This window comes from Mesorhizobium sp. Root695 (assembly GCF_001428185.1).
GTDB lineage: Bacteria > Pseudomonadota > Alphaproteobacteria > Rhizobiales > Rhizobiaceae > Mesorhizobium.
This window is the reverse complement of sequence record NZ_LMHO01000004.1, coordinates 104042-128068: the sequence shown is the minus strand read 5'-3', so window position 1 is coordinate 128068 and position 24027 is coordinate 104042. Positions and strand designations below refer to the sequence as shown.

Genomic DNA, 24027 nt, shown 5'->3' with positions numbered 1-24027 from the left:
TATCCTATTCGATCAGGCCCAGCCGTAGCGCCTTGGCCACGGCCTGGTTGCGGTTGACGGCGTTGAGCTTCTGGGTCGATTGGGTCAGATACTGGTTGGCGGTGTGCACCGACAGCTTCAGGAGCCGCGCTATCTCTTCGCTGGTGTTGCCGTTGGCGGTCAACTTCAGGCATTCGAGTTCGCGCTTGGAGATGGCGCGCATGCGGCCGGCATCGCCCGGACGGATGCGGGCGACGGCGGCGAACAGCGAAAAGCAGCGGGCGTGGATCTCGTAGAGCGTCTCCTGCGGCAGGGCGATCTCCGAGCCCAGGAACACGACGAGGCCGCATTGGCCGCGATCGGCGTGGACGGGGAGGGCGATGCCGCTGGTGCCGGGCGCCAGCGCCGCCATCTGCTCGGTCCAGGCGAGATTGCCGAACATCTCGGCCATGACGGCGACACCGTCATCCGTCCACCAGCGCGGTTCGGTCGAGATGCGGGTGTGGCGCACGATCTCCTCACCATTGGCTCCCGAGATGAACTTTGTCGCCACGGCAATCCCGGGATAGTCGGAATCGAAACAAGGAACGAGCCGTGCCCGTTCGGCCGAAGGGCTGACAAAGAACAGGCCGAAGGCCGAGGCGTTCATGTCGACGGCGATCCAGCGACAGCGGCGCACGGCATCGGGAATGGTGACGGCGTGGTGCGTTTCGGAGCCGAGCGAAAAGGCGCCGAACGGATTGCGCTGCTCGTTGAAAAGGGCTTCGGCAGCCTCCTTGATATCGGCGTGTTTCAAATGATGCCGCTCCTGATCGCCGTGGCGATGGCCATCGCGCGGTTGCTGGCCGCGAATTTCTGGATGGCGTGGGTGATGTAGCTGTTGACGGTGTTGGAGGAGACGCCAAGGATGACGGCGACCTCGTCGGTGGTCTTGCCTTCGGAGACCCAGAACAGGCATTCGCGCTCGCGATCCGACAGCGGATCCTGCATTGCGGCGGCGGCGATCAGCTGCGGGATATGCGAAAGCGCGTAGCAGCATTTCAATTGCGCCCGCATCAGCGCTGGCTGGTCGATGCCGCCGGCACTCGCTGCCGAGAACAGGGCGAACAGGCGCTGGCGGCCGACATTGAGGCGCAGCGAATAGATCTCGGCATGGCCGAGCACGTCGAGAAGGCGCGCCTCTTCGCCGGTGATCAATCCGTCTGCTTCGGGTGCCTGAGATGCCACCAGCGGCTGCGGACGGATGCCGGGCGCGACGGTGAGCGCGCCTTGCACAAGCCCGGCGATCAGCCGCTTGCCGATCAGCTCAATGGCGTCGAAAATCCAGTTGGACGAGACGATGCGCGCATCGTTGCGGTCCTGGTCGTGGACGATGGCGACCAGCATGTAGCTGTCGGCGCCGATCTCGGCGGTCAGTTGCATGAAAAAGCTGGTCAGATCGCCGCGCGACGTCAGGCGCGAGCCCAATGTGTCGGATTGAAGTAGCGCGGCGGGACTGCTCATTCTTGTTGCTTTTGGCCGGAATCGTTTCTGCTGTCCGGATGCTGGAAGCCAGCCGCCGAACCCGAATACGCATTACTTTGACGAAGACACACGCGTGGCGCAGGGCTGCGCCAACCAGATCCGAATCCATTCAGGGAACGCGAAGCCGTCCGCGTCTGGTGCCGGAAAAACTCCGGAACAAGAGACTTTGGGTGGTCGCCGCGCCCCCCAAGGACCGGCTGATTCGGGTCTAATCTACCCGCAGTTGAATCCGACATCAAACGCGATTTGACAAAATCGAATCTGGTGGACTCAGGTGCGACTCAGATGCGGATTTTCGCACTTTGGACAGAAGACCGCGACGCGAAAAGTCGTCAATGATTGCAAGCCGGCCGTATCGGTGGCTAGTCGATTCCGGTAGGTTCGGGAGCGTTGAAGAGGCGGGCGCCTCTTGCAGCCATGCCTGCGGGCGGCAGGCCGTCGCAGTCATCTCGCCGCGGGACGCAGCGTGGCGGCAATTTGGTTTCGGGGGAAACAATGAGCGATTCATTTCGGGAAATTACATCCGTCTCGTGGTTTGGGCGCATCAAGCGTGCGGTCGGCGGGGTCATCTTCGGCTTGCTTTTGGTCGTGCTGATGGTGATCGGGCTGTTCTGGAACGAGGGCCGCACAGTGCAGACGGCGCGCTCGCTGGCCGAAGGGGCCGGCGCCGTCGTTTCGGCCAGCGCCGACAGAGTCGATGCCGCTAATGACGGTAAGCTGATGCATATCAGCGGCCCGGTGACGGCAGACAGCGGTCTCGCCGATCCGGATTTCGGCATCGCGGCGCAAGGGCTGCGGCTGTCGCGTGGCGTAGAGATGTACCAGTGGAAGGAAGAATCCAAATCCGAGACCACCAAGAAGCTTGGCGGCGGCGAGGAGACGGTGACCACCTACAGCTATTCGAAGGTCTGGGACGACAGCCAGATTGACTCGTCGGATTTCAAGAAGCCGGACGGCCACCAGAATCCGCCGATGGCAATCCACAGCCGGACCTTCCAGATTCCGCAAGGCAAGCTCGTCGCCTTTGATCTCGACCAGCCGGTGCTTGACCGCATCGAGGGCGACAAGGCGTATGCGCTGTCGCCCGACAAGTCGGCCGCGATCAAGGCCGCCTATACCGGCACCAAGCCGCTCAGCATCGTCGACGGCAAGATCTATCTCGGCGCCGACACCACAACGCCGGCGCTAGGCGACTACCGCATCGGCTACGAGTTGGCGCCGCTCGGCGTGGTCAGCATCGTCGCGCGCCAGGCCGGCAGCCGGTTCGAACCTTACCAGACCGAGGCGGGCGATGCGTTGCTGATGGTCGATACGGGCGCGGTGCCGGCCGACAAGATGTTCGCCGGGGCGGTCAGCGCAAACACGCTGGTCACCTGGCTGTTGCGCGCCGCCGGCCTGCTGTTGCTGACCATCGGCTTTGCCCTGTTCCTCAGCCCGATCGGCGTGATCCTCGACGTCATCCCGTTCCTCGGCAGCATGGCGCGGATGGGAACCGGCATCATCGCCTTCTTCCTGGCGATCGTGGTCGGCACGACGACGATCGCGATTGCCTGGTTCTGGTATCGGCCGGTTCTGGCGGTGGGCATCCTTGCGGCCGGCGTCATCGCGGCAGCAGCGGTCTACTATCTCGGCCGCTCGCGCAAACCGGCCGAGCCAACCGTCACGCCCAGCGTTAGCGCCGCGACCTGATCGCGAGGACCAGGCGGCGCTGCCGCCCGGTCCTGACCGTCTTTGCTTATGCCTTTGCTTATGCCTGTCGTTGTCCCAAAACCGCCATACACTTTTGGGCGATAGGCATCTACCGATCCTCGAATCCGGTCAGCACGCCGACGGCGTTGACGCCGATCTCCTCGACGGCATAGCCGCCCTCCATCACGAACAGCGTCGGCAGGCCGAGCCTGGCGATGCGGCGGCCGATCTTGGGATAGTCAGATGTTTTCAGCTTGAACTGGCTGATCGGGTCCTTCTCGAACGTGTCGACACCGAGCGAGACGATGACGACATCCGGTGCGTAAGCGGCGAGCCTGACGCAGGCATCCTCCAGCGAGGCGCTCCAGGCGTTCCAGTCGGTGCCGAAGGGCATGGGATAATTGATGTTGAAGCCTTCGCCTGCACCGGCGCCGCGTTCGTCGACATGGCCGAGGAAGAACGGGTACTCGACCATCGGGTCGCCATGCAGGTTGAGCACCTGCACGTCGGCTCGGTCATAGAAGATCTCCTGCGTGCCGTTGCCGTGGTGGTAGTCGACATCGAGGATCGAGATGCGTTTGGCGCCCTGGTCGCGGAACCATTGCGCGGCAACGGCGGCGTTGTTGATGTAGCAGTAACCGCCCATGAATCCGGCACCGGCATGGTGGCCGGGCGGGCGGCAGAGCGCGAAGGCGGATGTCTCGCCGCCCTTGACCATGCTGGCGGCGGTCAGCGCCACGTCATAGGACGATTTGATCGCGGCCCATGTGCCTTCGACGAAGGTGGCGCCGGCATCGAAGGAATAGTAGCCGAGCAAGGCGTCGATGCGCTTTGGCGGCACGTCGCCGCGCAGGCCGCGCGTCGGCCAGGTGAAGGGCATCGCCGTGCCCATGAAGCCGGCTTCCACCCATTGCGGCCAGACCGTCGGCAGGAAGTCGATGTAGTCTGATTTGTGGATGCGCTTGGCGGCGGCGAGATCATGCTCGAGCGGCAGGACGATCGGCCCTAACTTCTCGCTTTCAACCCGCGCCTTGATGAATTCGGCCCGTGAAGGCTTTTCGAAGCCCGGCACGATGGCGCTCGTGACCAGTTCCATCTGGCCGGCATGACCAGCATGGAGCGGCGAATAGACAGTCTTCATAAAATTCCTCTCGAAGTGCGAAATCAGTCAAGATTGAGGTAGGGGCTCACCAGAGCGAGCCACATGGTTTCCACATCGTCCTCGATGAGGTCGAATGTCCTGCGATCTTTTTTCAGCCCTACAAGCCGGCAGACATGGCCGACCTCCATCATCACCACGCCGAGCCGGCTGGCGATCGTGTCTTCGAGAGCCGGGTTCGCATGCTGCAGCCATGCGGCGTAGAGGGCGACGATCTGGTCGTCATATTCGTTCTGGATCGGCCTGAGGTCGGCGTTGCCTGAAATAGCCTCGATCACCGGCATCAGGCTGGCGTTTTCGAGGTAGAGCCTGGAAGTGTCGATGAAGAGCTTGCGCACCTCCTGCCGAAACTCTTCGCGGTTGGTGGGCGGGGCGACCTTGATGCGCTTCGCGATCACCTCGGGAAAGGAGGACAGCCAACGCCGGGCGAGGTCCAGAAGGATGGCTTCCTTATTGGGAAAGTACTGGTAGACCGAACCGACCGACAAGCCCGCGCGCTGCGCAATGGCCAGCGTCGTCGGCGTCCTGGTTCCTTGCTCCCGCGTCAAGATCAGCGCCGCGTCGAGAATCCTGTCGACGACCTTGCTCGACCGTTGCTGCCGCGGCTGCTTGCGCGGCTCGAGCGCTATCCTGGTTTTGCGGTCGAGACTGCGCTTCACTGCTTGATGTCCTCGTTCCCCGCCCGGTCTCAACACAGGCGCAGGGTGCTGTCCACAATACATTCCATATTCCGCACGTTGACAAACGCGAATAATCAGTCGCATTCTTTATCGACGCTGCCTTCCGGGATGACAAGGGGAATTTCGAAGACAGCGCACTGGCATCTTTCCCATGGCGCCGCTCCGGTGGAGCGGCAGGTCGTTGGACAAGAGGGTTGTCGGTGTCAGTCAGTCGTCAAAAGCGCGGAGTCGCGATGTCTGTCACGGGTGCGGGTCACAATGCGGATCTGATCGTCATCAACGGTCGTGTGCGGACCATGGACGATGACAATCCCGCCGCCGAGGCCGTTGCCGTCAAGGACGGCGCCATCATCGCCATCGGCAGCCGCGCTGCAATCGAAGAGCTCAAGGGATTGGCCACCAAGGTTATCGACGCCAAGGGCGGTTCGGTCGTGCCGGGCTTCATCGAAGCCCACATGCACCTGTTTTCAGGCGGGGCTGAACTTGCCCACCTTCAGCTGACAGGTATTCACGGGTTCGAGGTGCTGCAAAAGGCGATCCGCGATTATGCGCCGACGCGACCCGATGCGAAGATGCTGGTCGGGCAGGGCGTCGACTACACCGTGCTCGGCAGCGAGCGGGTGACGCGCCACCATCTCGACGCCATTTTGCCCGATCGCCCGTTCTGCATGGCCGCGCCCGACCATCACACCATGTGGGCCAACACCAAAGCGCTGGAAATGGCGGGCATCCTGCAGGGGCGCACGCTTGGTCCCGGCAATGAGATTGTCAAGGGTGATGATGGACTGGCCGCGGGCGAATTGCGCGAAGGCGAGGCCTTCGGCCCGGTGCTCGACCTTGCCGGCGAAAGCCGGGTGCGGCTGGGGCTGTCGACCGGCGGCGAGCCGGATCCGATGCCGACGGCGGCGGAACGGGACGCCGATCGCGACATCATGCGGCGTGGGCTCGCCTGGTGCGCCCGCCACGGCATCACCTCGATCCAGAACATGGACGGCAATCTGTATCAGCTCGAGCTGCTGGCCGAGATCGAAGCCGAGGGAGGCTTGCCTTGCCGCGTTCAGATCCCGTTCCACTACAAGAACTTCATGACGCTCGACATGCTCGACAAGGCCTCCGTCATGGCCGAACGCTACAACAGCGAATGGCTGTCGTCGGGCATGGTCAAGGTGTTTTATGACGGCGTTCTCGATTCCTGGACGGCTGTCATGGTCGAGCCCTACGCCGACCGGCCCGATTGGGTGGGCGAGCCTCTGTTCACGCCACAACAATTCATCGATCTGGCCGTCGCGGTCGATAAGCGTGGGCTGCAGATCGCTGTACACTCGATCGGCGATGGCGCGGTGCGCGCGGTGCTCGACGGTTATGAGGCGGCGCAGAAGGCGAACGGCAAGCGCGACAGCCGTCACCGGGTCGAGCACATCGAGGTCACCACCATTTCGGACGTGCCGCGTTTCGCCGAACTCGGCGTCATCGCCTCTATGCAACCGCCGCATCCGCCCGGCGCCATGGATTTTCCGCTGGAGCCGACGGTGTCCCGCATCGGGCCGGCGCGCTGGCCGCTGAGCTATGCCTGGCGAACCCTGAAGGATGCTGGCGCGCATGTCGTCTTCGCATCGGACTGGCCGGTGTCGCCGATCGATCCGATCCTCGGCATTCGGGCGGCAATGTTGCGCAAACCATGGGCAGACAGCGACCCGGACCAGAGCTTCTCGCTGCATGAGGCGCTCGCCGCATATACGGTCGAGGGCGCCTATGCCGAATTCGCCGAGCACCGCAAGGGCGCACTGAAAACCGGCTACATGGCCGATCTGGTCGTATTGTCGGCCGATATCGAGAAAACGCCGCCGGCCGATCTGCACAAGGTGCGGCCGGTGACGACGATCTGCGGCGGCAAGATCACCTACCAGGCCTGACAATGGCATGCGGCTTGCTAGCCGAAAGTAACTGACTGAACTGTGGTTCAATGCCGGGCTTGCCAACCTACCGGCCATGTGGTCACATCGAACAGGGGAAGAGCTCCGCCAGCAAGAGCGGGGTCAACAGTGAGGCGTAATCGTGCCGGACAAACCGGATCGGAATGCGATTGAAGTAGTAAACGTCAGCAAAATTTTCGGGTCAGGTGAGGGGCAAGTCGCTGCCCTCGACACGGTCTCGGTGTCCATCCGCGAGAACGAGTTTTTCACGCTGCTGGGGCCATCCGGCTGCGGCAAGACGACGTTGCTCAGGCTGATCGCGGGCTTCGACTTTCCAACCGCTGGTGAAATCCTGCTTTATGGCCAGGATATTGCGCCGCTGCCGCCGTTCAGGCGGCCGGTGAACACCGTTTTCCAGTCCTATGCGCTGTTCCCGCACATGACTGTCGCCGACAATATCGGCTTTGGCCTGGAAATGCTGGGCAAGCCGAAGGCCGAGATCAAGGCGCGCGTCGCCGAGATGCTGAAGCTGGTCAAGATGGAGGCACTCGCGGGTCGTCGCACCAGCCAGATCTCCGGCGGCCAGCAGCAGCGCGTGGCGCTGGCCCGGGCGCTCGCGCCGCAGCCGAAGGTGCTGCTGCTCGACGAACCCTTGTCGGCGCTCGACTACAAGCTGCGCAAGGAAATGCAGATCGAGTTGAAGCGGCTGCAGCATGAGACCGGCATCACCTTCATCTTCGTCACCCACGACCAGGAAGAGGCGCTGACCATGTCGGATCGCATCGCGGTGATGTCGTCGGGCAAGATCCTGCAGGTCGGTTCGCCCTGGGATATCTACGACAAGCCGGCGGAGCGCTTCGTCGCCGACTTCATCGGCGAAACCAACTTCCTCACCGCCGCCATATCAGGCATCGGCAACGGCAAGGCGCGCGCGACGCTCAAATCCGGCACGACCATCGAGGCGACCGTTGCCGAAGGCTTCCAGCCCAAGGGCAACGCCACCGTGGTGGTGAGGCCCGAGCATGCCAAGCTGACCAACAGCAAGGGAGACCTGTCAGGCACGGTCGAGAACGTCGTCTATTTCGGCACCGACACGCATATCCACGTCCAGCTCGACAGTGGCGAGGACTTCACCGTTCGCCAGCAGAACACACGCAGCGCCGGCTGCGGTTTCGAGCGTGGCGACAAGGTCGGTATCCTGATCGGCAACGATGCCGCGCAAGTGCTGAAGGACTGATCATGGCGACCGCGGAAGAAGTCGCCAAGGCAGCGGAGCGGCGCGATGTGCGTGACCGCTGGCTTCTGTCAGCACCAGCGTTGCTGGTCATTTTCCTCGCCGCGACCGGTCCCCTGCTGATCGTGCTGGTCTACTCGTTCCTGACGCCAGGCTCCTATGGCGACGTGAAGTGGCAGTTCTCGCCGGAAGCCTGGATCGCGGTGTTTCTGGAACGCGATATCTTCGACGATACCCTTTCGATTGCCGCCGCCCACGTCACCATCTTCCTGCGCTCGATCAAGCTTTCGGTGGTGACGACCATCGCCACTTTGGCGCTTGGCTTCCCGACCGCCTATTTCATGGCCACGCGCAGTGAAAAGACCCGTGATCTCTGGCTGTTCCTGATTACCATTCCGTTCTGGACCAACCTCCTGATCCGCACCTTCGCGGTGCTGCAGATCATCCGCAACGAAGGTATCATCAACACGATCCTGCTCAAGCTCGGCATCATCTCGGCGCCGATCCAGATCCTCTACACCGACACCGCGATCCTGATCGGCATGGCCTATGTCTACCTGCCGCTGATGGTGCTGCCGATCTATGCCAGCATGGAGAAGCTCGATTTCCGGCTGGTCGAGGCGGGCTATGATCTCTACGCGACACGTTTCCAGGTGCTGCGGCGGATCATCTTCCCGCTGGTCAAGCCGGGCGTCATCGCCGGCTCCATTCTGGTCTTCATTCCAGCACTTGGCGCCTATGTGACGCCGAGCGTGCTTGGCGGCGGCAAGAACATGATGCTGTCCAATCTGATCGAATTGCAGTTCGGGCAGGGCCGCAACTGGCCGCTCGGCTCGGCGCTGTCGATCGCCGTCATGATCATCGTCATGGTGGCGCTGCTTGCCTATGTGCGCAATGCCGGCAAGTCAGGGGTTCGTCATGGCTAGGAACTTTTCAATCAAGCACCAGCCAGGCTTCACCGCGATCGCCGCGACCTGCTTTATCGTGCTCTATCTGCCCATCATCGTGCTGGTCATCTATGCCTTCAACGCGGCGAGCTCGACCTCCGAATGGGGCGGTTTTTCGCTGAAATGGTTCCAGTCGGCATGGCAGAACACGCAGGTCGTCGATGCCACCTTGCGTTCCTTCCAGATTGGTTCCATCGCGGCGGTGCTTTCCACCATCTTCGCCACCATGGCGGCGCTCGCCACCACGCGCACCGCACCCTATCCCGGCCTCACCTTCAAATATGCGGCGATCAACCAGCCGCTGATGGTGCCCGAGATCGTCACCGGCGTGGCGCTGCTGATCTTCTTCTCGCGCGTCAAGATCTTCACCGGCTATTCCGGCATCGGTTATCTGGTCGCCGCGCATACGGCGTTCTGCATTCCCTTCGCCTACCTGCCGATCCGGGCCCGGCTTGAGAATATGGACCTGACGCTGGAGCGTGCCGCCGCCGACCTCTACGCGACGCCCTGGAAAACCTTTCGCCGCATCACGCTGCCGCTTCTGTGGCCCGGCATCCTTGCCGGGCTGATGCTGGCGTTCGTCATCTCGCTCGACGATGTCGTCATCACCGAGTTCGTCAAATCAGGCGGTCAGGACACGCTGCCCACCTACATGCTCGGCCAGATCCGCCGCGGCATCACACCCGAGATCAACGCGATATCGACCGCCTTCCTGCTGCTTTCGGTCGCGATCGTCACGTTGTTTTTCTTCGTCAGCAGGAAACGAGACTGAACCGAAAATGGGAGTTAAAAACATGAACTGGAAGACAACAGCAACCGCCGTGGGGTTGGCGCTGCTCGCATCGACGAGCCTGGCGCGCGCCGATGGCGTGCTCAACATCTACAATTGGGGCAACTACACCAGCCCCGACGTGATCAAGAAGTTCGAGGCCAAATACAACGTCAAGGTGACCATCACCGACTACGATTCCAACGACACCGCGCTGGCCAAGGTCCGCCAGGGCGGCACCGGTTTCGACATCGCCGTGCCGTCGCAGACCTACGTGCCGATCTGGATCAAGGAAGGCCTCTTACTGGAAACCGATCCGGGCAAGATGGAGAATTTCAAGAACGTCGCGCCGGAATGGGCCAACCCTGAATTCGATCCGGGCCGCAAATATTCCGTGCCGTGGGCCTGGGGCACGATCGGCGTCGTCGTCAACACCGATGCCTATAAGGGCCCGGCCGATACATGGGGCATCGTCTTCAACACGCCCGACGAGCTGAAAGGCAAAGTCAACGTCGTTCCGGAGATGGGCGACGTTATCTTCGCGGCGATCAAATATGTTGGCGGCCAGCAGTGCACCGACGATAAGGCGGTGCTGAAGAAGGTGCGCGACCTGCTTGTGGCGGCTAAGCCGAACTGGATCGCGATGGAATACAACACCATCGAGAAGATGGGCGCCGGCGACTTCAAGGCGACCAGCGACTGGAACGGCTCGGCGCTGCGCCAGCGGCTGGCCAACCCGGCCATCCACTACAACTATCCGAAGGAAGGCTTTGGCCTGTGGAGCGACAACGTCGTTGTCCTCAAGGAGGCCAAGAACGTCGAGAATGCCAAGCTGTTCCAGAACTTCATCATGGATCCGGAAAATGCGGCCGGCCTCTCGGCCTTCCACCGCTATGCCAACGCCATCACCGGCTCGGACAAATACATGCCGGCCGACATGAAGGACGCCCCGGAAGTCGTCATTCCGGCCGAAGCCAAGCCGAAGGGCGAGTTCCAGAAGATGTGCGCGCCTGAAACCCAGGAGCTCTACACCAAGATCTGGACCGAACTGCAGAAGTAATCTGCTGCATTACGGACCTGGCGGCACACGCCGCCGGGTCCTTTCTTTTCCGGGAATGGCCTTTCATGGACTCCTACCGCAACTCCGATCCGCGGCCGCCGATCATGCAGGGCTCGCCGCCAGCCATGGTGCCGCCGAAGCTCGACTGGGACCGGCCACCGTGGAACCGCTGGGCGTTCCAGCACATTCGCGAAATTCTGCCGACCGCCGAAGTCTGGCGCGGCAATGGCCATCGCCACCGTTTCGAACGCGCCGAGGCCGATCTCGACGGGCTGACGGTCGAAGACAGCGAGGGCAAGCCGACAACGCTCGCCGGTCTGCTCGACGAGACCTATACCGACGGCTTCCTGGTGCTGAAGGACGGCAAGGTCGCCTATGAGCGCTATTTCAACGGCATGAGTGACCGCACGCTGCACCTGTCGCAGTCGATGGCAAAATCCGTCACGGGTTCGGTGTTCGGCATACTGGTCGGGCGCGGCCTGATCGATCCGGCCAAGCCGGTGACCGACTATCTGCCGGAACTCGGCGCGACAGGCTGGGCCGGCGCCAGTGTCCAGCATGTGCTGGACATGACCAGCGGCGTGCGCTTCTCCGAGGAATATACCGACCGCTATTCGGACATTGGCCAGGTCGATGTCGCCACCGGCTGGAAGCCGGTGCCGCTGGACAGCGATCCGGCCTTTCGCTGGCCCTCGCACATGTTCGAGCTGATCCTGGGCCTGAAGGAAACGATCCGCCCGCATGGTGCTGCGTTCGAATACCGCTCGATCGAGACCGACGTGCTTGCCTTCATCATGGAACGGGTGACCGGAAAACGGCTGCCGCAGCTGGTTTCGGAAGAACTCTGGCAAAAGCTCGGTGCGGATGAAAGCGCCTACTTCACCGTCGACAGCGCCGGCTATGCGGTGGCCGATGGCGGCCTCAACGCCACGCTGCGCGACTACGGCCGCTTTGGCCATATGATCCTCGACAATGGTGGTGGTGTCGTGCCGGCCGACTGGATCGTGGCCACGCGCAACGGCAGGCATGGGCCTGATTTCAGCCCCAGCCTGCCGGAGGGCAGCTATCGCAACCAGTTCTGGATAGAGGATCCGCGCTCGCGCGCGCTGATGTGCCGGGGCGTGTTCGGGCAGATGATCCATATCGACTGGAACACAAGAATGGTCGTGGTGAAGCTTTCGACCTATCCCGATTTCAGCAATCTCGCCTATTCCATAGCGACGCTGAAGGCCGTGCACGCCATCGCCGCCGCGCTCGCCTGAGCCTCAAAAAGAAAAGATCCAGAAGGAAACGCCATGACCGGCAAGACCGCGTTCGAGACCCGCTATGGCTTTCGCCGCAACGAGGTGCTGCTCGCCAACTGGCGCCAGAACCCGTTCAACCGGTGGTCGTTCCAGAATCTCGGCGAACTGGTGCCGACCGCCCGCGTGGCGGCGGCACCGGCTGGCGTCGAGGCGCCGGTTCGGGACATGAGCGGCCTGCTTGGCGAAAGGGTTTCTGTCGGCAGTGCGCCGGAGCTGGTGGCTGAATTTCTCGCACGTTCGAGCACCGACGCGCTGACGGTGATGAAAGGCGGCAAGATCATCGGTGACTGGTTCGCGCCGCATATGGATTTCGGCGCCCGCCACATCATCTTTTCGATCAGCAAGTCGCTGACCGCCATTGTCGCCGGCATCTTGGAAGGCGAGGGGGTGTTCAACCCGGAATCTCCGGTGACGGCCTATGTTCCTGAAGCCGCCGGCTCGGCCTATGGCGATGCGAGCGTGCGGCATGTGCTCGACATGAGCGTCAGCCTTGATTTCGAGGAGGCCTATCTCGATCCCGAGAGCGCCTTCGCCCGCTATCGCCGCGCCACGCTGTGGAATCCGGGTGGCGGCACGGAGAGCCTGCGCGAATTCATTCTGACCTTGCAGCGTCTGGCCGAGCCGCACGGCCAGACCTTCCGCTACCGCTCGCCCAATTCCGACCTGCTCGGCCTGCTGCTGGAGCGCGCTTCCGGCCAGCGCTTCGCCGACCTGATGCGCGAGAAGCTGTGGCTGCCGCTCGGCGCCGTCAGCGAAGCCTCGATCGGCGTCGACATGGAAGGCACGGCCCGCACCGCCGGCGGCATTTCGGTGACGCCGCGCGATCTGGCGCGTGTCGGCGAGATGATGCGGCAAGGTGGCATGGCCAACGGCCGCCGCGTCGTGCCGGAGGCCTGGGTGCGCGATACCACTGCTACCGGCGGCAGTGCTGACGCCTGGCAGCGCGGCACGATGCTGCCGCTGTTTCCCAAGGGCCGTTACCGCAACAAATGGTACCAGACTGGACACGAGAGCGGCGCCTATTGCGGCATCGGCATCCATGGCCAGTGGCTGTATGTCGATCCCAGGACCGAAGTGGTGATCGCCAAGATGTCGTCGCAGCCCGAGCCGGTCGATGATCCGCTCGATGTCGAGATCGTCACCTTTTTCGAAGCGCTGAGCTGCATGGTCTAGACTGGGCCCGAGCCGCCACACTAGGCCACGCTTTCCTGTGGACCCGCCGGTCTGATCAAAGCGCGGCGGTTGGCGGACCGGACGTCTGCGCCTATGGTCGCCGCTCTTTGGATGAGAGCAGGAACGACATGGCATCCGACATCAAGCGCATTGCAGCCATCATCGCGGCCGAGATCAGCGCGCGGCCCGAACAGGCGGCCGCGGCGATCGAATTGCTCGACGAGGGCGCGACGGTGCCGTTCGTGGCGCGCTACCGGAAGGAAGTCACCGGCGGGCTTGACGACACGCAATTGCGTGACCTTGCCGAACGGCTTGCCTATCTGCGCGAGCTCGACGCGCGCCGCGACACCATCCTTGGCTCCATCCGCGAACAGGGCAAGCTGACCGCGGAGCTCGAGGGCAAGATCGTTGCCGCCACCACCAAGGCGGAGCTGGAAGACATCTACCTGCCCTACAAGCCCAAGCGCCGGACCAAGGCCGAGATCGCCAGGGAGCGCGGGCTGGGGCCGCTGGCAGAGGCCATTCTCGCGAACCGCGCTCTGGTGCCTGCCGAGCTGGCGCTGGCCTATGTCACCGAGGAGGTCGCCGATACCAAGGCAGCGCTCGAAGGCGCGCGCGACATCCTGTCGGAACAGTTCGCCGAGAATGCCGATCTGGTCGGCAAATTGCGGACCTACATGAAAGAACGCGCCTTCATGCGGGCCAGGGTGGTCGACGGCAAGCAGGAGGCCGGCGCGAAATTCTCCGATTATTTCGACCATGTCGAGCGCTGGGCAAACGTGCCGAGTCATCGCGCGCTGGCGATGCTGCGCGGCCGCAACGAGGAGGTGCTGTCGCTCGACATCGAGGTCGATGCCGACGACACCTCGCCGGTAAAGCCGGTCGAACGGATGATCGCCAACGCCTATGCCATCGGCGGCAGCGTGCCGGGAGACCGCTGGCTGATGGAGGTCGCCGGCTGGACCTGGCGGATAAAACTGTCGCTGCATCTGACGCTTGACCTGATGCGGGATATGCGCGAGCGGGCCGAGGAAGAGGCGATCCACGTCTTCGCCCGCAATCTGAAGGATCTGCTGCTGGCGGCTCCCGCCGGTTCGCGCGCCACGATGGGGCTCGACCCCGGCATCCGCACCGGCGTCAAGGTGGCGGTGGTCGATGGCACCGGCAAGGTGCTGACAACGACGACGGTCTATCCGTTTCCGCCCAGGAACGATGTGCGCGGTACGCAGGCGGAACTCGCCAAGCTCATCCGCCTGCACAAGGTCGAACTGATCTCGATTGGCAACGGCACCGGCAGCCGCGAGACGGAGAAGCTTGTCGCCGACATGCTGTCCGACATGCCGGCGGATAGTGGTCCGAAGCCACTCAAGGTGATCGTCAGCGAGGCGGGCGCCTCGGTCTATTCGGCATCGGCGACGGCGGCGGCGGAATTTCCTGATCTCGACGTGTCGCTGCGCGGCGCGGTGTCCATCGCCCGTCGGCTGCAGGATCCCTTGGCTGAGCTGGTCAAGATCGAACCCAAATCGATCGGCGTCGGCCAATACCAGCACGATGTCGACCAGTATCGGCTCGGCCGCTCGCTGGAAGCGGTGGTCGAGGATGCGGTCAATGCCGTCGGCGTCGATCTCAACACCGCCTCGGCGCCGCTTTTGGCGCGTGTTTCCGGTCTCGGCGCATCGCTGGCCGACGCGATTGTCGCGCATCGCGATGCTACCGGTCCCTTCGCCAGCCGGAAGGACTTGCTGAAGGTTCCCCGCCTCGGACCTCGCGCGTTCGAACAATCCGCCGGCTTCCTGCGCATCGCCAATGGCAGCGAGCCGCTCGATGCCTCGTCGGTGCATCCCGAAGCCTATGGCGTGGCGAAGAAGATCGTCGCCGCCTGCGGGCGTGATGTGCGCTCGCTGATGGGCGACAGCGCCGCGCTCAAGGCGCTCGATCCGCGCGTCTTCGTCGACGAACGTTTCGGCCTACCGACGGTGCGCGACATACTGGCGGAGCTGGAAAAGCCCGGCCGCGATCCGCGCCCCGGGTTCAAGACGGCGACCTTCGCCGACGGCATCGACGACATCAAGGATTTGAAGCCCGGCATGCTGCTCGAAGGCACCGTTACCAACGTCGCCGCCTTCGGCGCTTTCGTCGATATCGGTGTCCATCAGGACGGGTTGGTGCATGTCTCGCAGCTGGCCGACCGGTTCATCAAGGACGCGCATGAGGTGGTCAAGGCCGGCGACGTGGTCAAGGTGCGGGTCGTCGATGTCGACATCAAGCGCAAGCGCATCGCGCTCTCCATGCGCAAGGATAGCGGCGAGGGTGGCGCACCACGCGGCGGACCGCGCGACAATGGTGGCGGCACGCCGCGTTCGCCGGCGCCGCAGCGCCAGCCGGAGCGGCCAGCGCAGCAAGGTGCGTTCGGCGCGGCACTGGCGGATGCGCTGAAGCGGAAGTAGCTACCAAGCCAGAACAGCCGGTTCCTTCTCAACCTGGCCCAGCAGCCAGTCGCGGAAACTTGCCACCGGCGGATGGCCGCGCTTGTCGTGCGGGACGACGAGATAATAGGCGCTGCGGCTTTGCATGGGCTGGCCGGGCGCAAGTACAAGCTGGCCGCGCTGCAATTCGCCCGCGATGAGGATCAACGGCAACAGCGCCACGCCGAGCCCAGCCATACAGGCCTGGGCAGCGGTGCCGAACTGTTCGAACTGCATGCCGGGTCCCGTCGGTGCGCTCAGGCCCTGATGCTCGAACCATTCGGTCCAGGCGCCAGGGCGGGTCGCCATATGCAGCAGCGGCAGGCGGCCGATATCGGCCGGCGAGGCGATGGCGCGGCCGGCGAGGAATTCGGGCGACACCACCGGGGCCACCGTTTCGCGCACCAGCAGTGTCGAGTCGGCCTCGGGCCAGTCCGGCAGGCCATAGTGGATGGCGGCATCCAGCCTCTCCCTGGCGAAGTCGAAGCGACCGACGCGGGTGACGAAGTTGATGGTGATGTCAGGGTTGTTTTCGACGAAATCGGGGATCATCGGCATCAGCCAGCGCGTGCCGAAGGTCGGCAAAATGGCAAGGTTCAGGATGCCACTATGCCGATTGCTCATCAATCCAAGAGCGGCGTCGCGCAACTGGCCAAGCGCTGAGCGCACCGCCTCGGCGTAGATTTCGCCCGCCGTCGACAGCCTGACATTGCGGCTGTCGCGTTCGAACAGCCGGCGGCCAAACTGATCTTCCAGTAATCTGATCTGCCGGCTGACCGCGCCCTGGGTCAGGTCCAGCTCCTGGGCGGCGGCGGTGAAGGAGCCAAGGCGAGCCACCGCCTCGAAGGCGGCAAGGGCGCTGATGTTGGGCAAAAGGCGGCGCTGGACACGCATGATTCATTCCTAACGCTCATTGATCGGTGAAGCAATTTCGTTTGATTTTTTCGAGGCACAGGCCGATAAGCCGGGCCAAGATTTTGCTTGATGCCTGTCATCCCAAGCCGCTGAATATTTTTTGGGGACATGCATGGTTTGGGAGAACGTCATGGCCGCCGACAAGAATGCATTCGTCTGGGAAGACCCGTTCCTGATCGAGGACCAGCTTTCGGAAGACGAGCGCATGGTGCGTGACGGCGCGGCGGCCTTCGCCGCCGACAAGTTGGCGCCCCGGATCGAGGACGCCTATCTCAACGAGACCTTCGACACCGCGATCTTCCGCGAAATGGGCGAGGCCGGCCTGCTCGGCATCAATATCCCCGAGGAATTCGGCGGGCTTGGCGCCAATTATGTGACCTACGGGCTGGTGGCGCGTGAAGTGGAGCGCGTCGATTCCGGCTATCGCTCGATGATGTCAGTGCAGTCGTCGCTGGTGATGTATCCGATCTATGCCTATGGCTCGGACGAACAGCGCAAGAAGTATCTGCCCAAGCTTGCCAGCGGCGAGTGGATCGGCTGTTTCGGCCTGACCGAGCCGGATGCCGGCTCCGACCCGGGCGGCATGAAGACGCGCGCCGAGAAGACCGCCAACGGCTACAGGCTCTCCGGCTCGAAGATGTGGATCTCCAATTCGCCGGTCGCCGATGTGTTCGTCGTCTGGGCGAAGTTGAAGGGCGAGAACGGCAAGGACGAGATCCGCGGTTTCGTGCTGGAAAAGGGCATGAAGGGGCTTTCGGCGCCGAAGATCGGCGGTAAGCTGTCGCTGCGGGCGTCGATCACCGGTGAAGTGGTGGTGGAAGGCGTCGAGGTTGGCGAGGACGCGCTGCTACCCAATGTTTCCGGGCTGAAAGGCCCGTTCGGCTGCCTCAATCGGGCCCGCTTCGGCATTTCCTGGGGCTCGATGGGAGCCGCGGAAGATTGCTGGCACCGCGCCCGCCAGTACGGCCTTGATCGCAAGCAGTTCGGCAAGCCGCTGGCCGGCACGCAGCTCTACCAGAAGAAGCTCGCCGACATGCAGACCGAGATCGCGCTGGGGTTGCAGGCTAGCCTGCGTGTCGGGCGGTTGCTGGATGAAGGCAAGATGGCGCCGGAAATGATCTCGATCGTCAAGCGCAACAATTGCGGCAAGGCGCTGGATATCGCTCGCCAAGCCCGCGACATGCATGGCGGCAACGGCATCCAGATCGGCTATCACGTCATGCGCCACGCGCAGAACCTGGAGACCGTGAACACCTATGAGGGCACGCATGACGTGCATGCGCTGATCCTGGGACGGGCGCAGACCGGGATACAGGCATTCTTTTAAGGCGGAGCGGTAGCTGCTTAAATTAGGTGCACCGCAACATCTCTGCTTGGAGAATGGTCGCCAGATGTGTCAGGGTTCGGCGGATTGAAACGCCGACTTCCGGGGCACCATGGCAATTCTGGCAGCCGTCTATCACCTGACCCACTACAAATACGATCGGCCTGTGGTTCTCGGGCCCCAGATCATCAGGCTGCAGCCGGCACCGCATTCGCGCACCAAGGTGCTCAGCCATTCGCTCAAGGTCGAGCCGGCGAACCACTTCGTCAATCTGCAGCAGGATCCCTACGGCAATTTCCTTGGCCGTTTCGTCTTTCCCGAACCGGTGACCGAGTTGAAGATCGAGGTCGACCTCGTCGCCGACATGACGGTCTACAATCCGTTCGATTTCTTCGTCGAGCCATCGGCCGAGACGTTTCCGTTCGAGTACCCGGAAGAGATACGCGATGATCTGACGATCTACCGGACGCCCGAGCCGGCCGGGCCGCTGCTGTCGGCCTTCCTGAAAACCATCGACACCAGCCCGAAGAACACCGTCAACTTCCTCGTCGACCTCAATGCCCGGCTGCAACGTGAGATCGCCTATATCGTGCGCATGGAAACCGGCGTGTTCTCGCCGGAGGAAACGCTGGCCGCCGCCAAGGGATCGTGCCGGGATTCAAGCTGGCTGCTGGTGCAGACCCTGCGCAATCTCGGCATCGCCGCGCGCTTCGTTTCCGGCTACCTGATCCAGCTCAAGCCGGATCTCGTCGCGCTCGACGGCCCGCCGGGAACCGCGGTCGACTTCACCGATCTGCATGCATGGTGCGAGGTCTATCTTCCCGGTGCCGGCTGGATAGGCTTCGATCCGACCTCGGGCCTGCTCACCGGCGAAAGCCATGTGCCGCTCGCCGCCACGCCGCATTTCCGCAACGCAGCACCGATTTCCGGCATGGCGAGCTTCGCCAATGTCGAGTTCGGTTTCGAGATGCGGGTAGACCGCATCGCCGAGCATCCGCGCATCACCAAGCCATTCTCCGATGAAAGCTGGCAAGCGCTCGATGCGCTGGGCAACAAGGTGGATGCAGCACTCGCGGCCGGCGATGTGCGGCTGACCATGGGCGGCGAGCCGACCTTCGTGTCGATCGACGATTTCGAGTCGGCCGAGTGGAACACCGCTGCCGTCGGCCCGACCAAGCGCGAGAAGGCCGATGCCCTGATCCGGAAGCTGCGCCAGCGTTTTGCGCCCGGCGGCTTTCTCCATTACGGCCAGGGCAAATGGTATCCGGGCGAAAGCCTGCCGCGCTGGACCTTTTCGCTCTACTGGCGGGCCGATGGCCAGCCGGTGTGGAGCGATCCGTCGCTGATCGCGCGCGAAAAGAGTGAGGCCGATATCGGGCCGAAGCAGGCCGAAAGCCTGCTCACCGCGATCGCCGGCGAACTTGGCATCGACAAGGCCATGGTCAGCGAAGCCTATGAGGATCCGGCCGAATGGCTGCTTAAGGAAGGCAAGCTGCCGGACAATGTCGATCCCTCCAACTCCAAGCTGGAGGATCCGGAAGAACGCAGCCGCATGGCGAAGGTGTTCGAACGCGGGCTGACCAAACCGTCCGGCTACGTGCTTCCCGTTCAGCGCTGGAACAGCCAGGCGTCGGGACCACGCTGGCGCTCGGAAATATGGAAGACGCGGCGTGGCCGGCTGTTCCTCGTGCCGGGCGATTCACCGGTCGGCTATCGCCTGCCGCTGGGTACATTGCCCTATGTGCCGCCGGAGCAATTCCCCTACATCGTGCCGGTCGATCCGTCACTGCCACGCGGCCCGCTGCCTGCGCGTGAAGCCATACTGGCCGAGCCGGCGCCGGCCGAACTGGAAGGCGCCGATGAGATGGCGCGCCGTCAGCAGGCGGTGTCCTTCACGGCGGCGACCGGCCAGCAGGACCGGGTCGAGCAAGAGATCACCGAGATCGGCGGCGCTGTGCGCACCGCACTCTCGGTCGAGCCGCGCGACGGGCGGCTGTGCGTTTTCATGCCGCCGGTCGAGGCTCTGGAAGATTATTTGGAATTGGTCGCGGCGGCCGAGAACGCGGCAAAGGCGATCGGTCTTCCCGTGCACATCGAGGGCTATGGCCCACCGCATGATCCGCGCCTCAACGTTATCCGCGTGGCGCCCGATCCCGGCGTCATCGAGGTCAACATCCATCCGGCGTCCAACTGGCAGGATTGCGTGGCGACGACGACGGCGATCTACGAGGAGGCGCGGCAGACGCGGCTTGGCGCCGACAAGTTCATGATCGACGGCCGCCACACCGGCACTGGCGGCGGCAACCATGTCGTGGTCGGCGGCGCGACGCCCAATGACAGCCCGTTCCTGCGCCGGCCGGACCTTTTGAAGAGCCTGGTGCTGCAATGGCAGCGGCGTCCCTCGCTATCCTACCTGTTCTCGGGCCTGTTCATCGGCCCGACCAGCCAGGCGCCGCGCTTCGACGAGGCGCGTCACGACTCGCTCTACGAACTCGAGATCGCGATGGCGCAGGTGCCGCATCCGGACCAGGGCGCGGCTCCCTTGCCGTGGCTGGTCGACCGGCTGTTCCGCAATTTGTTGACCGACGTCACCGGGAATACGCACCGTTCGGAAATCTGCATCGACAAGCTGTTCTCGCCGGACGGACCGACCGGCCGGCTGGGGCTGGTCGAGTTCCGCGGCTTCGAAATGCCGCCCAATGCGCGTATGAGCCTCGCGCAGCAACTGCTTGTTAGGGCGATCATTGCCCGCGCGTGGAAGAGCCCGCTCGACGGCCGCTTCGTGCGCTGGGGCACGTTGCTGCACGACCGCTTCATGCTGCCGCACTATGTATGGGCCGATTTTCTCGACGTGCTCGACGACCTCAAGCTCAACGGATTCGAATTCAGGCCCGAATGGTTCGACGCACAGCTCGAATTCCGCTTCCCGTTCTGCGGCGAGGTTCAGCACGCCGGCATCAAGCTGGAACTGCGGCAGGCGCTCGAACCCTGGCATGTCATGGGCGAGCAGGGCGCGATCGGCGGCACCGTGCGCTTCGTCGATTCCTCGGTCGAACGGCTGCAGGTCAAGACCGAAGGTCTCAATCCGGAACGCCATGCGGTGGTCTGCAACGGCCGTATCGTGCCGATGAAGGTCACGGACAACAGAGAGGTCGCGGTGGCGGGCGTGCGCTTCAAGGCCTGGCAGCCGGCATCGGGCCTGCATCCGGCATTGCCGGTCAACACACCGCTGGTGTTCGATATCTATGACCGCTGGTCGGGCCGGGCGGTCGGCGGCTGCGTCTACCATGTCGCCCACCCTGGCGGCCGCAACTACGACACCTTCCCGGTCAATGGCAACGAGGCGGAGGCCCGGCGGCTCGCCCGCTTCGAGCCGCGCGGTCATACGCCATCCGCCTATGTACTGCGTGAGGAACAACCGGCGGAAGATTTCCCGATGACCCTTGACCTTCGGCGGCCGGCAAGACTCTGATCAGCGATGGCAAAGGGGAATCACAAGAGGGTACGCGGCAAGCCGCAGATACACAGCCTGCTGGAGCACTACCAGCCGATCGACGGCGTCGTCGACGAGATGGTCGATGCATCAGGCAATCCCCGCCCGGTCTGGAGGCACTTCATCGAAGCGCTCGACGAGTTGGGGCCTGAAAAGCTCGGCCAGCGTTTCGCCCGCGCCGACCAATATCTGCGTGATGCCGGGGTCTACTACCGCGTCTACGACAAGGCTGGCGCCAATGAGCGCGAATGGCCGCTGGCGCATGTCCCGGTTCTCATCAAGGAGAGCGAGTGGGCTGCGATCAGCGCCGGCCTCGTGCAACGCGCCGAGCTGTTCGAGGAAACCATTGCGGATATCTACGGGCCCAACCGGCTGGTCGAAAAAGCTATCCTGCCGGCGGGACTGATCGCGGCCAGTCCGGAATATTTGCGGCCAGTCGTTGGCACCAGGCCGGCCGGTGGCCATTTCCTGCATTTCTGCGCCTTCGAGCTCGGCCGCGGGCCTGATGGCCAGTGGTGGGTGCTGGGCGATCGCACCCAGGCGCCGTCCGGCGCCGGCTTTGCGCTGGAAAACCGCGTCGCCACCACACGCGCGCTGTCCGACATCTATGGCGAGATGCATGTGCATCGCCTTGCGGGCTTTTTCCGCCGTTTTCGCGATGCGCTGATCGGCATGGCCAAGGAAACCGACGGCCGCGCCGCCATCCTGACGCCGGGGCCGCTCAACGAAACCTATTACGAACACGCCTATATCGCCCGGTATCTCGGCATCATGCTGCTCGAAGGCGAGGATTTGACCGTTTCAGGCGGCCGGCTCATGGTTCGCACGGTTTCCGGCCTGATGCCGATCAGCGTGTTGTGGCGGCGGCTCGATGCCGCCTTCGCCGACCCGCTCGAACTGCGCGCGGATTCGCAGATCGGCACGCCGGGCCTGGTCGAGGCGATCCGCCATGGCGCGGTTGCGACGGTCAATGCGCTGGGCTCCGGTCTGATGGAGACGCGCGCGCTGCTCGCCTTCCTGCCGAAGATTTCGCGTGCCTTGCGGGGCGAGGAATTGCTGCTGCCAAGTGTCGCGACATGGTGGTGTGGGCAAGCAACCGAACGCGCGCATGTGCTGGCCAATATCGATCGCATGGTTATCGGGCCGGCGCTGTCGACGAGACTTGCCTTCGAGGATGACGAACAGACGAAGCTCGGCTCGGCGCTGTCCGCCGGCGAGCGGGCGGAGCTGGTGGCGCGCATCGAACGCTATGGCGGTGACTTCGTCGGCCAGGAAGCAGTGACGCTTTCGACGACGCCCGTCTATGTCGGCGGCTGGCTGGAGCCGCGGCCTGCGAGCCTGCGCGTCTATCTGGCGCGCACGCCGGACGGCTGGACGGTGATGCCGGGCGGTTTTGCCCGCGTCGGCCTGTCGCTCGACCCGACGGCGATCGCGATGCAGCGTGGCGGCCAGGCAGCGGATGTCTGGGTTGTCAGCGACAAACCGGTAGAGCGCGAGACGCTGTTGCCGCAAGAAGGCGACAGCTTTGCCCGCACTAGGCCTGGTAGCCTGCCCAGCCGCGCGGCGGAGAACCTGACCTGGCTCGGCCGTTACATCGAGCGGTCGGAAGACACGGTGCGCATCCTGCGCGCCTATCATGTGCGGCTGGCCGAGACCTCCGACCCGGACATGCCGCTGCTCGCCGACATCAGGGATTATCTCGAACCGTTCGGTGTCGACGTCGAGGCGGCGATCCCGTCGGGGCTGATCGGCACGCTCGACAGCGCGGTCTACAGCGCCGGGCAGATCCGCGACCGCTTCTCGCCCGATGGCTGGCTGGCCCTGAAGGACCTGTCGAAGACCATCCATCAGTTTGCAACGACGGTGGCGCCCGGCGACGACGCGACCCGGGCGATGACGGTCATCCTGCGCAAGCTCGCCGGCTTTTCCGGCTTGCTGCACGAGAACATGTACCGCTTCGCCGGCTGGCGTTTCCTCGAGATCGGCCGCCGGCTGGAGCGCGGCATCCAGATCGCCCGCACCCTGTCGCGGCTGACCAGCGCCAAGGCGCCGGACGGCGCGCTCGACATGATGCTGGAGATCGGCGACAGCGTGATGACCCACCGCCGGCAATATCCGGTGCAGGCCGGCGGGCACACGGTGATCGACCTGCTGGCGCTCGATCCGCTCAATCCGCGCTCCATCCTGTTCCAGCTCGAAAGGCTGAAGGCCGAGATCGGCCTGTTGCCGTTGGTCGGCGGCGAGGGGCACATGTCGCCGGCGGCGAAAGAGATCCTGCAGCTCAACACCCAGATCGCCATCAAGGAGCCTTCGGACATGACGGCAAAGGCGCTGGACGAGCTCGCCTACGAAATCGGCGGCCTCTACAACAGCCTCGCCAAAGCCTATTTTGGATAAAG

At 63.6% G+C, this 24027-nt stretch carries 17 protein-coding genes; 12 read left to right on the top strand and 5 right to left on the bottom strand.

Annotation, left to right across the window (positions count from 1 at the left end; all coding sequences use genetic code 11):
• Window positions 1-4: 4 nt before the first annotated feature.
• Window positions 5-775 carry a helix-turn-helix transcriptional regulator gene (locus ASD99_RS06410; protein ID WP_057143061.1) on the bottom strand — a complete coding sequence of 257 codons (771 nt, stop codon included), beginning with the start codon at window positions 773-775 and terminating at the stop codon, window positions 5-7.
• Complete coding sequence (locus tag ASD99_RS06405) at window positions 772-1482, bottom strand: helix-turn-helix transcriptional regulator (RefSeq protein ID WP_057143060.1); 711 nt, start codon at window positions 1480-1482, stop codon at window positions 772-774. Before ASD99_RS06405 ends, ASD99_RS06410 begins: the two co-directional genes overlap by 4 nt.
• 516 nt (window positions 1483-1998) lie before the next feature.
• Between ASD99_RS06405 and ASD99_RS06400 the strand changes: the two genes are divergently transcribed.
• The gene (locus ASD99_RS06400) at window positions 1999-3192 is read left to right on the top strand and encodes a TMEM43 family protein (protein WP_156388934.1); all 1194 of its coding nucleotides are present in this window, start codon (window positions 1999-2001) and stop codon (window positions 3190-3192) included.
• Window positions 3193-3301: 109 nt separating this feature from the next.
• Here the strand turns inward: ASD99_RS06400 and ASD99_RS06395 are convergent, their stop codons facing one another.
• A complete protein-coding gene (locus ASD99_RS06395; RefSeq protein ID WP_057143058.1) occupies window positions 3302-4333 on the bottom strand; it encodes a histone deacetylase family protein in 1032 nt (343 codons plus the stop codon).
• A gap of 23 nt (window positions 4334-4356) precedes the next feature.
• Window positions 4357-5010: a TetR/AcrR family transcriptional regulator gene (locus ASD99_RS06390; protein ID WP_056582577.1), complete on the bottom strand. Its 654-nt coding sequence runs from the start codon at window positions 5008-5010 to the stop codon at window positions 4357-4359.
• Between the two features lie 254 nt (window positions 5011-5264).
• Here ASD99_RS06390 and ASD99_RS06385 point away from each other — a divergent pair, with 254 nt between their 5' ends.
• The 8 genes from ASD99_RS06385 to ASD99_RS06350 all read left to right on the top strand — a co-directional run bounded on the left by ASD99_RS06385 (window position 5265) and on the right by ASD99_RS06350 (window position 15878).
• The gene (locus tag ASD99_RS06385) at window positions 5265-6944 is read left to right on the top strand and encodes an amidohydrolase (RefSeq protein ID WP_057143057.1); all 1680 of its coding nucleotides are present in this window, start codon (window positions 5265-5267) and stop codon (window positions 6942-6944) included.
• Between the two features lie 142 nt (window positions 6945-7086).
• The gene (locus tag ASD99_RS06380; protein WP_057143056.1) at window positions 7087-8181 is read left to right on the top strand and encodes an ABC transporter ATP-binding protein; all 1095 of its coding nucleotides are present in this window, start codon (window positions 7087-7089) and stop codon (window positions 8179-8181) included.
• A gap of 2 nt (window positions 8182-8183) precedes the next feature.
• Window positions 8184-9104 carry an ABC transporter permease gene (locus tag ASD99_RS06375; protein ID WP_056582570.1) on the top strand — a complete coding sequence of 307 codons (921 nt, stop codon included), beginning with the start codon at window positions 8184-8186 and terminating at the stop codon, window positions 9102-9104.
• The gene (locus tag ASD99_RS06370) at window positions 9097-9897 is read left to right on the top strand and encodes an ABC transporter permease (protein WP_057143055.1); all 801 of its coding nucleotides are present in this window, start codon (window positions 9097-9099) and stop codon (window positions 9895-9897) included. The genes ASD99_RS06375 and ASD99_RS06370 overlap by 8 nt, the downstream gene beginning before the upstream one ends.
• A gap of 22 nt (window positions 9898-9919) precedes the next feature.
• Window positions 9920-10954, top strand: a complete 1035-nt coding sequence (locus ASD99_RS06365; protein ID WP_056582566.1) for an extracellular solute-binding protein — start codon at window positions 9920-9922, stop codon at window positions 10952-10954.
• A gap of 65 nt (window positions 10955-11019) precedes the next feature.
• Window positions 11020-12216 (top strand): serine hydrolase domain-containing protein, encoded by a 1197-nt coding sequence (locus ASD99_RS06360; protein ID WP_057143054.1) that lies wholly within the window; start codon window positions 11020-11022, stop codon window positions 12214-12216.
• A 33-nt stretch (window positions 12217-12249) separates the two neighbouring features.
• Entirely contained in the window at window positions 12250-13431 is a 1182-nt protein-coding gene (locus ASD99_RS06355; RefSeq protein ID WP_057143053.1) for a serine hydrolase domain-containing protein, read from the top strand.
• 128 nt (window positions 13432-13559) lie between these two features.
• On the top strand, window positions 13560-15878 hold the full coding sequence (locus tag ASD99_RS06350) for a Tex family protein (RefSeq protein ID WP_057143052.1): 2319 nt from the start codon (window positions 13560-13562) through the stop codon (window positions 15876-15878).
• Here ASD99_RS06350 and ASD99_RS06345 read toward each other — a convergent pair whose 3' ends face one another.
• Window positions 15879-16790 (bottom strand): LysR family transcriptional regulator, encoded by a 912-nt coding sequence (locus ASD99_RS06345; protein WP_057143051.1) that lies wholly within the window; start codon window positions 16788-16790, stop codon window positions 15879-15881.
• A gap of 151 nt (window positions 16791-16941) precedes the next feature.
• On the opposite strand from ASD99_RS06345, the gene ASD99_RS06340 reads away from it, so the two are divergent.
• The 3 genes from ASD99_RS06340 to ASD99_RS06330 all read left to right on the top strand — a co-directional run bounded on the left by ASD99_RS06340 (window position 16942) and on the right by ASD99_RS06330 (window position 24025).
• Window positions 16942-18138, top strand: coding sequence for an acyl-CoA dehydrogenase (locus ASD99_RS06340; protein WP_057143098.1), 1197 nt, complete (start codon window positions 16942-16944; stop codon window positions 18136-18138).
• 109 nt (window positions 18139-18247) lie between these two features.
• A complete protein-coding gene (locus tag ASD99_RS06335) occupies window positions 18248-21607 on the top strand; it encodes a DUF2126 domain-containing protein (RefSeq protein ID WP_057143050.1) in 3360 nt (1119 codons plus the stop codon).
• Window positions 21608-21613: 6 nt separating this feature from the next.
• Entirely contained in the window at window positions 21614-24025 is a 2412-nt protein-coding gene (locus ASD99_RS06330; protein ID WP_057143049.1) for a circularly permuted type 2 ATP-grasp protein, read from the top strand.
• Window positions 24026-24027: the final 2 nt, after the last annotated feature.

Bases quoted from the DNA above. Each gene is read 5' to 3' on its own strand.
- ASD99_RS06405 (WP_057143060.1), bottom strand. From the start codon at position 1,482: ATGAGCAGTCCCGCCGCGCTACTTCAATCCGACACATTGGGCTCGCGC.
- ASD99_RS06400 (WP_156388934.1), top strand. From the start codon at position 1,999: ATGAGCGATTCATTTCGGGAAATTACATCCGTCTCGTGGTTTGGGCGC.
- ASD99_RS06395 (WP_057143058.1), bottom strand. From the start codon at position 4,333: ATGAAGACTGTCTATTCGCCGCTCCATGCTGGTCATGCCGGCCAGATG.
- ASD99_RS06385 (WP_057143057.1), top strand. From the start codon at position 5,265: ATGTCTGTCACGGGTGCGGGTCACAATGCGGATCTGATCGTCATCAAC.
- ASD99_RS06375 (WP_056582570.1), top strand. From the start codon at position 8,184: ATGGCGACCGCGGAAGAAGTCGCCAAGGCAGCGGAGCGGCGCGATGTG.
- ASD99_RS06370 (WP_057143055.1), top strand. From the start codon at position 9,097: ATGGCTAGGAACTTTTCAATCAAGCACCAGCCAGGCTTCACCGCGATC.
- ASD99_RS06365 (WP_056582566.1), top strand. From the start codon at position 9,920: ATGAACTGGAAGACAACAGCAACCGCCGTGGGGTTGGCGCTGCTCGCA.
- ASD99_RS06360 (WP_057143054.1), top strand. From the start codon at position 11,020: ATGGACTCCTACCGCAACTCCGATCCGCGGCCGCCGATCATGCAGGGC.
- ASD99_RS06355 (WP_057143053.1), top strand. From the start codon at position 12,250: ATGACCGGCAAGACCGCGTTCGAGACCCGCTATGGCTTTCGCCGCAAC.
- ASD99_RS06350 (WP_057143052.1), top strand. From the start codon at position 13,560: ATGGCATCCGACATCAAGCGCATTGCAGCCATCATCGCGGCCGAGATC.
- ASD99_RS06345 (WP_057143051.1), bottom strand. From the start codon at position 16,790: ATGCGTGTCCAGCGCCGCCTTTTGCCCAACATCAGCGCCCTTGCCGCC.
- ASD99_RS06340 (WP_057143098.1), top strand. From the start codon at position 16,942: ATGGCCGCCGACAAGAATGCATTCGTCTGGGAAGACCCGTTCCTGATC.
- ASD99_RS06335 (WP_057143050.1), top strand. From the start codon at position 18,248: ATGGCAATTCTGGCAGCCGTCTATCACCTGACCCACTACAAATACGAT.
- ASD99_RS06330 (WP_057143049.1), top strand. From the start codon at position 21,614: ATGGCAAAGGGGAATCACAAGAGGGTACGCGGCAAGCCGCAGATACAC.